Annotated in this window: 8 protein-coding genes; 4 read left to right on the forward strand and 4 right to left on the reverse strand. The window is 43.7% G+C overall.

Features of this window, described 5'->3' with window-relative positions; genetic code table 11:
* Window positions 1-168: 168 nt before the first annotated feature.
* On the reverse strand, window positions 169-1317 hold the full coding sequence (locus J7J01_10610; GenBank protein MCD6211310.1) for a pyridoxal phosphate-dependent aminotransferase: 1149 nt from the start codon (window positions 1315-1317) through the stop codon (window positions 169-171).
* Window positions 1318-1641: 324 nt separating this feature from the next.
* Between J7J01_10610 and J7J01_10615 the strand changes: the two genes are divergently transcribed.
* The 4 genes from J7J01_10615 to J7J01_10630 all read left to right on the forward strand — a co-directional run bounded on the left by J7J01_10615 (window position 1642) and on the right by J7J01_10630 (window position 2855).
* Entirely contained in the window at window positions 1642-1749 is a 108-nt protein-coding gene (locus J7J01_10615) for a hypothetical protein (GenBank protein MCD6211311.1), read from the forward strand.
* Between the two features lie 59 nt (window positions 1750-1808).
* Window positions 1809-2081 (forward strand): hypothetical protein, encoded by a 273-nt coding sequence (locus J7J01_10620; GenBank protein MCD6211312.1) that lies wholly within the window; start codon window positions 1809-1811, stop codon window positions 2079-2081.
* Window positions 2056-2292: a hypothetical protein gene (locus J7J01_10625; GenBank protein MCD6211313.1), complete on the forward strand. Its 237-nt coding sequence runs from the start codon at window positions 2056-2058 to the stop codon at window positions 2290-2292. Before J7J01_10620 ends, J7J01_10625 begins: the two co-directional genes overlap by 26 nt.
* A gap of 83 nt (window positions 2293-2375) precedes the next feature.
* Window positions 2376-2855 (forward strand): hypothetical protein, encoded by a 480-nt coding sequence (locus J7J01_10630; GenBank protein ID MCD6211314.1) that lies wholly within the window; start codon window positions 2376-2378, stop codon window positions 2853-2855.
* Here J7J01_10630 and J7J01_10635 read toward each other — a convergent pair.
* From J7J01_10635 to J7J01_10645, 3 genes are all read right to left on the reverse strand, one after another.
* The gene (locus J7J01_10635; GenBank protein MCD6211315.1) at window positions 2850-3644 is read right to left on the reverse strand and encodes a hypothetical protein; all 795 of its coding nucleotides are present in this window, start codon (window positions 3642-3644) and stop codon (window positions 2850-2852) included. The two genes, J7J01_10630 and J7J01_10635, sit on opposite strands and share 6 nt — an antisense overlap.
* Window positions 3645-3734: 90 nt before the next feature.
* On the reverse strand, window positions 3735-4841 hold the full coding sequence (locus J7J01_10640) for an ATP-NAD kinase family protein (protein ID MCD6211316.1): 1107 nt from the start codon (window positions 4839-4841) through the stop codon (window positions 3735-3737).
* 127 nt (window positions 4842-4968) lie between these two features.
* Window positions 4969-7530, reverse strand: a 2562-nt coding sequence (locus tag J7J01_10645) for a type I restriction endonuclease subunit R (protein MCD6211317.1), incomplete at its 5' end; no start/stop codon positions are given.

Raw genomic sequence — 7530 nt, forward strand, 5'->3', positions numbered from 1 at the left:
GTGCTTAAAAATCCCCCTCAGTGACATGCTCAGATTGAAAGGAATATTTATCGAGTTATAATATAATCATGTTATCGCAATGCCAAGAAAATTGAATTATGGAAGTTATCCTCCAAATATCTGGTCTGACAAGTTCCGATATTCAGATAGATATTTTTAAATCCGTTGTTAAATACTACCAGGCGGAATTTCATTTATCTCTCTCATTATTGCAATAGCCTGACGGAGGAGATCGAAATTTGCAGCGTATGATATCCTTACATGGTTGCTGCCACGAGTGCCGAAAGCAGAGCCTGGCGTAAGTATCACGCGCCTGCGTCTGAGCCGTTCAACGAAATCATACTCGTCATTCACCTCAGGGAAGAGATAGAAAGCGCCTTTTGGAACCGGGAACCGGATACCCATTGAACGAAGAGCAGAGACAAGGAAGTCTCGCCTCCTCTTGAACTCGTTTTTCATCTCTACTATGCAATCCTGAGGACCTGTGATAGCAGCAAGAGCGGCTTTCTGCGAGATTGAAGATGCACATGCCTGTATATACTGGTGCACCTTCAACATCTGCTCTATGTATTCCTTATTCGCAGCGACATAACCCAGCCGGAATCCTGTCATCGCGTACGTCTTGGATACAGCATTCACGGTGATGACGCCATCATAGAACCTCGCCGGGCTTATATGCTTCGCTCCATCATATACAAGATGCTCATAGACCTCGTCAGAGATGATGGTCATGTGATGGTCAGAGGCGAGCTCTGCGATTGCTTTTATATTTGATTCGGGCTCTACTGCGCCAGTAGGATTCGCTGGCGAGTTTATAATGAGTGCTTTCGTCCTGGCTGTGATTCGCTCCTTCAATGCTTCTATTGAAATTGTATAGTCATCACTATCATTCAGTGGCACTCCAACCGGTCTCGCATCGGCTAACCTTGTTAATGGCGGGTAGGATACAAAACCCGGATTCGGGATCAGTACTTCATCCCCTCTCTCCACCACCGAAAGGATGGCGATATGCAGTGCCTCACTCGCACCAGAGGTGACGATTATCTCATCGGGACTGACCGAGAAGTGATTTTGCCGCAGCAACTTATCACTTATCGCATCACGCAGCTCTGGTATACCCTTATTGAAGGTATAACTGGTGAATCCGGATTTGAGTGCCTGAATAGCGGCTGTTTTTATATGCTCAGGTGTATCAAAATCAGGCTCGCCGAGTCCAAGATTGATGAAATCAGCAGATGCTGCTTCAAAAGCACGTCTTATACCCGATATCTCTATCCCCGCTATACGGGATGCAAATCTCTTTTCTGACATTGTCATCTCTTAACTCCATTTCTCAAATAGATATAAAACTTTTTACATTTATGCCCTCTGACCATAGAAATTCAAAAGTTTCCGATATCATTTTTAAAAGAAAAGTTTCTATATTCGGAACTTTTAGGTAAAATATATCATCCAAAATTTTTTTTAAACTCCGAGATTACAACGATGGCTACAGAATTAATTACCAACTTGGGTAAAGGAAGAAACGCCGCTAAGGATGCTGTACAACATGCAAGAGAGAAATTATGAGATGTTCCTTACCCTTTCTTTTGTTTATTCCTCTCCGGTATATGAGCTCAGCTCCATGAGGTGGTGGATACGGTGAGAGCAGAGACAGGTAATGTACATCTCATAGGGGCTTCATCGGCGGGCGAATTCACAGAAGGGGGTAGAGATAGGAAACGTGGTTGTGGGGTTACTTGCTTCTGATGATATAAAAGGTCTTTACAGCTATTGCTGAAGGTATAAAACGTGACCTGGAGTCTACAATGCTAAAAGTCGTGTCTTTATCAGGCGTTGGCGAAGAAGTCACTCGACTGGCTTTGTACCTCTTCGGTAAGGAACTGAAGATGGTTGGAGGCATGGCAAGTGATGATTTCAGGATGGAGAAGACTTTCACTTTCATATTCGTTGATGATGATGTGTGTACCGATGCGGTTGGTATTATGCCTCATTGCCTCAAAGAGGCCCCTCTTTATCGGCGTGAAGCATGGGCATACCCCTCTCAGTCGAGCTTTGAGAGCTACCAGAGCGTGGGGTAATGTACTTTATGAGATAAATATCCAGCCAGCACAGGAAGTGTGGAAGAATGAGACGGCGGAAGCAGCAGGTTACCATGATTTCGCCGCTATCCTCATCTTCGACTGCGCGGTGAGGCAATTGATGCTTGTGGATAATTTTGGAGAGAGTATAGCCAAAGTCAAGCGAGTTCCTGCCCGATGTACCCATTCTGAGCTGGGAGACGTATGGTAAAATACGGCTGGAGCCCGGACAGTTCAGCGGTTTTCATAACACCACTTCGGTGGTCTTGCTCCTGCCATGAGTTGAAAAAGGAGATGAAAACGAAGAAGAATGAATTGATAATGACTTATGCTCAGAGTATTGGCATAGATACAGCTAAAGAATTGATAACGAGGAAGATAAAAGCCGCTGCCCTGGAGGATAAAGAAGAGTACTGTGAGGAGGAAGTAGCGAGGATATGTGGTGAATTGATGAAAGAAGGCGGTTTAATCCGGATAGTAGCGCAAACGTTCATAGTTTATTTAGAACGCAAGATGCGAAGGCAGATAGCGAAGACATACCAGTTGAGGGAGGATTTCCTGAAACAGAAAGAGACCACGCATAGAATTTTCACACCGGTATCCCTCATCGGGGGTTATATGGAACTTCTGTTAGAGGCAGACAACCTCAATGATGGCCAGAGAGAGGCGATCAGAGCGGGAGCAAAAAGTACGATAAACAAAATCTTAGACTGGAAGAAGATGGTGGGGGAGATTATAAAGATATTGCAATTGAATTCAAAAGAAGAATCATAAACTGAGCAATCTTCTCTGTCCTGGATCTGCCAGTGCGATCACGGACTTTATATGCCACTCAACGCCTGGTTTTTCCCATATAAACTCGCGTTTAGCTCGCTTTATCGCCTCCAGAATGAAATAAACCCTATCTCCTATTATCTCCGCATCTTCTTCCTCCACTTCCATATCGTGCCCCACACATACTCGTTGGTCACAGAAGAACTGGCATCTGCTGTCATAGAAGTAAAAACAGCGGAATCGCGGCTTTGTCAAGCCCAGTGTCTTCCCTTTCCAGGCATCGGTATGCAGGAACTCGCCACTCTCTGCGATTCGTTCAACGAGCCTCAACTGCTCTTTGGCGTCCTCTACCCTCTGTAGCCATGATTCGCCCTTTATCCTTATACTTTCCGGTCTCTTATCATTAGCGGGGAAGAAATCTGCTACTTCCGCCTCTATCATATCCCAGCGTCTGTAGTGATGTTGTAAAGGATAAACCCGTTTGAGTTGTCGGTATTCATCAACCGCAATTGCAGCCTCTGCCTCTATATCTGCCTCGGTATCGTGATAGAGATGGAGTATGATGAGTCGTAATACAGAGGGCAGCAGATTCTTAAAATCCCTTGACCTTGACCCTGACTCGAACCAGCTTCGTAATGCCCACAATGTTCTGGCTCCTGATTTGAATCGAACCAGACCGATATCACCCTGCAACTTCTGTACGTAGACGTGGTATGGTGCTCTCTGTTTTAACGAGCTGGAACTGGTTCTTATCTCATTCCATGATACTGGTCTACCCTTCTCTTGCAATATCCTCTCTACTTCTCTCCTGAATTTCTCATACGTCATGATGAATGAATATGAAAAAGAAAACCTAAATAAAGATGCTGGATCTGGATGCTATCCACGTCGCACCTCCTTCCGCTGTGCCACCCGATAGCCGCAAACAACGCTTATATAGCCACTCAACTTCTTATCCAGCTCTTCATTGCCGGTATCAACGAGAAGAAAAGGCGTATCACTCAACTTCTGCGGCGTTGCCACCACAATGATATTCTCGATGCCCACCCTCTGTATCACTTCCGCGCTTATCTGTTGATTACCTCTGCCGAATATGAACCCCTGTGCACCTATCGGGCTCACCATTATCTTCACCTTATCCTCATTCGCAATCAATTTCAGCAGATCAGTTTCGTTCAGGTCTTTACCTACAAGTTTACCGTTCTTCACGGCATCAACACCGAGCAGAGTCTTATCAGCACCGAGATGCAGCAATTCGGCAATTTTATAAATGGTGGTGCCCGCACCCATGATGTATAGCTCATCGGGACTCATGAACTCGCATGCGAATCGTGCAATCTCCTCCTTTGCTCTATCCTCGCTCACGCTCTGGAATAGGCTCTTGCCCTGCTGAACGAGAGCATGCACGTAAGGTGTGCGGGCATAGCCAAAGACCCTAATTCGCAGCTCGTTACGCCGGTATGCCGCCTCATCTGTGTCCATTATCTCAGCATCACGCAGTTCTGTCCTACCTGCACAGAAATGTTCCACTATTCGCGCTGCGCACCTGGGAGATATCGCAAATACCGCGGAGTGCATCTTCACGCCCGCCGGGATACCCAGAATTGGAAGTTCTTTTCCAACCACACTGAAGATGTCCCTTGCAGTACCATCACCGCCACAGAACAGGAGCAGATCAATACCCTCGTCCATGAATATTCTACATGCGTTCCTCGTATCCTCAGCAGTAGTCCTCTCTTTGCTCGGGTACACAACCCTATAGCTGTGCTTATGCATAGTGAGTGCATTCTCACCCATATCGCCTCCACAGGTGATTATCGTCGGGCAAATGTCAACATTGAGTACATCCATGCATTGCCTCGCCCTGTGGCACGCAATCGGACTCGCACCCAGCTTCAATGCCTCTTCTACCAACCCATCTGTGCCTTTAAGCCCAACTGAGCCACCCATGCCTGCGATTGGATTTACAAGGAAACCGATCTTCATACCTCAATGTATAATTATTGTATTATTGTCCATTATTGTATGATAAGAATTATGATGATTTAAAGATGGGCGAAGGACGCTGCGATAGATGTAGCGTGAGCGAGAAGTTGCAGGTGACGGGCATAGCTTATCCTCCATATACATACACCATCTCTGCATGTGTAAGTATTTCAGAAGCCATTTTATCAATCTCCCTATAACTAATCCGTGCATCTATTGTATTAACCAGTATCTTCTTTAAAGCTGTCTTTATTCTTGCCCTCAAGTAGTCTTTTTTGCTCCAATCAGCTAATTTTACATAATAGCCAAGTTCCTTAGTAACCTCCTTAGCAATAGCCCTTATTTCTTCGTAATTTTCAAAAACTCTCTCTTTTGATGATAGCAGGTCATAGAATGCAAGCTCTTCCTCAGTTAAATCTAATTTTTCCCCTTCTCCCTGCTTTCTCCTTATCTCTTTAGCGATTTCTATAAGCTCTTCTATTACATCAGCAGTTGTTACAAGCCTGACATTGTATTTTTCAATCAACTCTTTGAGCATTTCATAAAGGGATTTATATCTGAACGGATTTTTCTTCATCCTCACTCTGAGCTCGTCATTGATTATTTTTAAAAGTAAATCTGCAGCGTAATTCTTGTATTTCATCTCTCTGAACTGTGCGAGGAAGCTCTCATCCAGGACCGAGATGTCTGGTTTCCCCTTTTCAAGCAACGCGAAGACGTCAACGGGTTTTTCTGCTGATATGCTACTTGAAATGAGTTGATTTATCTCATATTCTAAATCCCTTGATATTTCTCTTATTTTAGTGGTTGAATATTTGACAACCATCTTTTTAATCATCTCAAAGAATCTCACCTCATCTTTTATTGCAATTGTTTCTGGATGTGGGCTTGCAAGCAGATAGAGCTTTTTAAGTGCAACAAAGTTCTTCACAAACATCTTCTTCTTTTCTTCTGTTGCTATCCTGTTATAAGCTTCAGCAGTTAATTTTGAAAGCTCCTCTGGAGAGAGCCTCTTCCATTCTTTGTAGTTCAATCCGTTGAAAAAAGACGATACAATGTCATATTTCTCTTTTAGAAGTGAAAGAACCTCATTAATATCTGTTAACACCTCCCTTATTGTTTCAAGCGTGTATCTGCTCAATGACTTTCTCAGGTTATCTGCAATCCCTATGTAGTCAACAATTAAGCCACCGGGCTTATCTTTAAATACCCTGTTTACTCTTGCTATCGCCTGAACTAATGAATGACCTTTCATGGGCTTATCAAAATACATGGTATGCAGGCAAGGTACATCAAAACCTGTTAAAAGCATATCAACAACTATGACCATCTTCGGGTCTCTTTCGGGATTTTTGAAATTACTTAGGAGTTCTTCAAGTTCGTGTCTATTCCTCAAGTGTTGCCAGTATTCTTCTGGGTCTTTACTCCTGTTTCCAGAAATCACAACCGCAATAGAAGGAGCATCTGGCTGTTTTACTATTTCTTCGTAAAGCATTACGGCAACTTTTCTTGAAATTGTGACAACCATCGCTTTTCCTTCTATCTCCAGGCATCGCTTATTAAAATGCTCAACTATATCCGTTGCAATTTTGCTGAGCCTTTCTGGATTTAAGATTAACCTTTCAAGCCTCGCAAACTTTCTTTTTAGTGCTTCCTTTTCCTCAGGCGACATAAATTCTGAAAGCTCTTCAAATTCCTCATCAATAAACTCATGTGTCAGGTGCAGTTCCGAAAGCCTTGGCTCGTAATATATGGGGACAACAACCTTATGCCTCCTCGCCTTATCCATTGAGTAAATACCTATAGGCGCTCCAAAGACAAGGTAGGTGTCCCTGTCTTGAAGTTCAATAGGGGTTGCTGTGAATCCCATAAAAGATGCATTGGGAATCGCCTTTCTCAGGTTTCTCGCAAGCTCCCTGTACTGGCTTCTGTGTGCCTCATCTGCGATCACAATTATGTTTCTTCTATCTGTAAGAAAGGGATATTCTTCCTCGTTCTTCTTTCCAAACTTCTGTATGGTTGCAAATATTATCCCGCCTGCCTGCGTCCTTATCAATTCCTGCAATTCCTTTATGCTCTCAGCACGCTTGACAATTGGCATGAAAGAGAAAAGGCTATGTAGTTGCTCATCAAGGTTTCTTCGGTCTGTTATGAAAAGCAGAAGTGGATTTTCAAACTTCTTTATCTTTAAGACCTTCCTTGCATAAAAGAGCATTGTGATTGATTTTCCACTTCCCTGGGTGTGCCACACAACACCAATCCTTCTCTCCTCGGGCTTCTTGCCTTCAAGCACGCATTCCTTTGTTTTCTCTACTGCTTTTTTGACGGTATAAAATTGATGAAAGATTGCGATCTTCTTTTCATAGGTCTCTCCAGATTGCTCGTAAAGAATGAAGTCCTCAAGGTATTCCAAAAAGTGATTCTTCCTGAACAGCCCTTTCAATAAGACCTCAAGAGAGGTCAGTTCTTCGCCTTTAAAGAAGTATCTGAAGTGCCCTTCTTCTATTTTCTCAACTTCAACATCGTCATCACTGAGAATACCTTCCCATACGAAAAACCTGTCCCAATCGCTCGTTGGTGAGCCATACTTCGTTTCAAACCCATCACTTGCAATAAGCACCTGAGCATAGGCATATAGCTGAGGAATGTCCTCCATCTTTGTTTTGTGGTCATTGAAGGCATCTCTTGA

This window comes from Methanophagales archaeon (genome assembly GCA_021159465.1).
GTDB lineage: Archaea > Halobacteriota > Syntropharchaeia > Alkanophagales > Methanospirareceae > G60ANME1.

Excerpts from the sequence above, each read along its gene's own strand:
- J7J01_10630 (MCD6211314.1), top strand. The coding sequence starts at position 2,376 with ATGAAAACGAAGAAGAATGAATTGATAATGACTTATGCTCAGAGTATT.
- J7J01_10610 (MCD6211310.1), bottom strand. The coding sequence starts at position 1,317 with ATGACAATGTCAGAAAAGAGATTTGCATCCCGTATAGCGGGGATAGAG.
- J7J01_10620 (MCD6211312.1), top strand. The coding sequence starts at position 1,809 with ATGCTAAAAGTCGTGTCTTTATCAGGCGTTGGCGAAGAAGTCACTCGA.
- J7J01_10640 (MCD6211316.1), bottom strand. The coding sequence starts at position 4,841 with ATGAAGATCGGTTTCCTTGTAAATCCAATCGCAGGCATGGGTGGCTCA.